We start from the raw sequence: 3,006 nt of genomic DNA on the forward strand, positions 1-3,006 counted from the left end.
CAGATAATCCGATGAGATGCTAGTCTGTCTCACTCTCATGCAAAGGTAAGATCAACCATTTAATCCGCTTACCCCTTTTAAAAAACGGCCGCTGGCGGTGTTGCCCATGATTTCGTTTTGCGGCGCGCGAGAACGGATGTGGTTCAGCGTCAGGCGGCTGTAAAAATCGGGATGGTTTTCGGGCGTGAGTAGGAGTTTGAAGCGCACGTTGGTGTTTTCCACGCGGCGCGGGTTGCCGGTCGGCTCGTAGGACACGAACGGCTCGTAGCTTTCACGCTGCTGCCGTTCCGCGCTCAAGCGGAAGGCAAGGTTGTTTTTCACAATCGGGCCGGACACTACGCCGGCGATGTTGCGCGTTTTCTGGTTGCCCAAACCCAAGCGTAGCGCGCCTTCCCATTCGTCGGTCGGGTCTTTGGAACGCATCACCACCGCGCCCGCCACCGCGTTCTGCCCGCGCACATGGCTTTGCGGCCCGCGCAAGACTTCCACCTGCTGCATGTCCCACAGCGATTGCGTGCCGAAGGCGTATTCGTTGTAAGTGGCGGAGCGGCCGTCTATGGACAGGTTCAGGCGCGGCCGCGTGCCCGCAAAGAACGCTACCGCGCCGACGGCAGGGCCGGAGCCGTCCACGCCTCGCACGGTCGGCAAATCGTTGCCGCTGCCCAAGTCCACCGTGTTCACAGTCTGTTTGATCAGGTCGGTTGCGGAAAGATTGTGGCCGCTGCGGTCGATGTTCGGCGTGGAGAAAACGCGGTTGGACGTGGCGGTTTCAAAGCCGTTGCGGTTGGTGCGTTCGCCGGTGACGACGACTTCTTCCAACTGCACCTGTTCCGCATCTTGCACCGCATCGGTGGCATAAATCCATTCGGAGGCGAAAGCGGCGGCAATCAATAGGGGGAGGCGGCGGAGGGTGTGTTTCTGCATTTCCTTATCCTTTCAGACGGCATACGTCGGGGTGGATTGAACATCAGGTAATCCAATTGCTCCGTCAGTATGCAAATATTTGTATTTACACATTTACATAAAACAAACTATTAATGTAAAGTATAAGAAATAAGAAACAGGAATGCAAGTGTTTATCATTCACTTTACTTCCCTCTTATCTTGTGAATCATCCAAAAAAATCCCTCTCCTATTTTTGGGAGAAGGTTGGAGGAGGCAGATTCTGTAATCTTCATGAATTTGGCCTGCCAAGCATCCGATAGTCCTCATTCGTAGGGCGGAGCGGAAGGATAAGGAAAGAGGCCGTCTGAAAGCCGTTATATTGCCATTGCCGCTGTGGGGAAATATGATGAGTATCCGACTTGCGGATAACTTTAATGAAAAACCTTTATGAACAAAATCAAAATCTTCTTACCGTCATGACTGCCAGCAAACAACAAACCATCGCCGACACCGCCCGCCGCCTATTCCGCGAACATGGCTTTTCCGCCGTATTCGTAGGCAGTATCTGCGCCGAGGCCAGCGTCAGCCGCGTCACTTTTTACAAATATTACAGCGGTAAAAACGCACTCTTGCAGGAAATTGTTACCGAGCAGAAAAACCGCGTCCGTGCCGAATTTGAAAATCTGCTTGAACGGCAATGCAGCCTGCGCGAAGCCGCCGAGGCTGTGTTTGTCTTGCAAAAACAATCGTTTGAAGAACTTTATTCCGCCGCTTTCCTGCGCGACATTGAAGAGAACACCGATTTGGAGCTGGAGCGATTTTTCCACGAATTGAACGAAGAAAAATACGCTTTTATGCGCGGCTTCTTCCATACTCTACAACAACGCCGCCTGATTCAGCCCGATTTGCCGGTGGAGCTCATTGACCTGTTCATCCGTCAGGCAGATATATTGATGCACCATCCGCAACTGACTGCACTTTATACCGCTGCACCACAAAAGCTGCCGCAGGATATATTGGGGTTGCTGCTGCACGGTTTGTCAGGGAAAGAATAGATAAAAAAGAATAGAAAAAATTTCAAATATGAATATTCAGACGGCCTTTCGGTAAATAGCTACCAAAAGGCCGTCTGAAAATTAAATGGAATTATAAACCGCAGGTTTTGGGTTTGTTTGCCAAAATATTGATGACTTTACGTTCAGCTTTTTGCGGCTCGATTTTGATTTCGCTTTCGTCTTCTTCGCTGCCGTCGGAGAAACGTTCCGGCATTTTTTCGCTGTCAAATGCCAAGTCGCCGCCGTGTTTCAGGCTTTGACCGCGTTCCAAGCCGACAAAGTCGAAAAGTTCGGTATCGGCCAAATGTGATGGAACGACGTTTTGTAGCGCGGAGAACATAGACTCAATACGGCCGGGGAAACGTTTGTCCCAATCGCGCAGCATGTCACCGATGACTTGGCGTTGCAGGTTGGGCTGAGAGCCGCAGAGGTTGCATGGAATAATTGGGAATTGCTTCAGCTCGGCGTATTTGATCAAGTCCTTCTCTTTGACATACGCCAGAGGACGGATGACAATGTGTTCGCCGTTGTCGCTGACTAGTTTGGGAGGCATGGCTTTGAGTTTGCCGCCGTAGAACATATTCAGGAACATAGTGGCAAGAATGTCGTCGCGGTGGTGTCCTAAGGCAATTTTGGTGCAGCCCAATTCTTTTGCGGTGCGGTAGAGGATGCCGCGGCGCAGGCGGCTGCACAGCGAACAAGTCGTTTTGCCTTCGTCCAACACGCGTTTGACGGTGGAATAAGTGTCTTCTTCAACGATTTTATAGGGAACGCCGATGCTTTCGAGATAGGTTGGCAATACTTCTTCGGGGAAGCCCGGCTGCTTTTGGTCGAGATTGACGGCGACCAGTTCGAAATCAATCGGCGCGCTGGCTTGAAGCTGGCGCAGAATGTCTAAAAGGGCGTAGCTGTCTTTGCCGCCTGAGAGGCAGACCATGATTTTGTCGCCCGGTTCGATCATGTTGAAATCGTTAATCGCATCGCCGACAGCGTGGCGCAGGCGTTTGCTGAGTTTGTTGTTTTCTAATTCTTGCTTGGTTTTTTTGGACATGGCTGTTTGTGCTTT

2 protein-coding genes and 1 pseudogene are annotated in these 3,006 nt (G+C 51.3%); 1 reads left to right on the plus strand and 2 read right to left on the minus strand.

The genetic code is table 11. The features are described from left to right. Nucleotides 1-75: 75 nt before the first annotated feature. Nucleotides 76-924: pseudogene (locus tag ACTHS3_RS11160) on the minus strand (TonB-dependent receptor plug domain-containing protein); the annotation flags it as partial. Nucleotides 925-1,319: 395 nt separating this feature from the next. Here ACTHS3_RS11160 and ACTHS3_RS11165 point away from each other — a divergent pair. Beyond that, nucleotides 1,320-1,940 (plus strand): TetR/AcrR family transcriptional regulator, encoded by a 621-nt coding sequence (locus tag ACTHS3_RS11165; protein ID WP_004519720.1) that lies wholly within the window; start codon nt 1,320-1,322, stop codon nt 1,938-1,940. Nucleotides 1,941-2,031: 91 nt separating this feature from the next. Here the strand turns inward: ACTHS3_RS11165 and ttcA are convergent, their stop codons facing one another. Next, on the minus strand, nt 2,032-2,991 hold the full coding sequence (ttcA, locus tag ACTHS3_RS11170) for a tRNA 2-thiocytidine(32) synthetase TtcA (protein WP_004519719.1): 960 nt from the start codon (nt 2,989-2,991) through the stop codon (nt 2,032-2,034). Nucleotides 2,992-3,006: the final 15 nt, after the last annotated feature.

The sequence above is a fragment of the Neisseria sp. P0009.S007 genome (assembly GCF_051962515.1).

Bases quoted from the DNA above. Each gene is read 5' to 3' on its own strand.
- ACTHS3_RS11165 (WP_004519720.1), top strand. From the start codon at position 1,320: ATGAAAAACCTTTATGAACAAAATCAAAATCTTCTTACCGTCATGACT.
- ttcA (WP_004519719.1), bottom strand. From the start codon at position 2,991: ATGTCCAAAAAAACCAAGCAAGAATTAGAAAACAACAAACTCAGCAAA.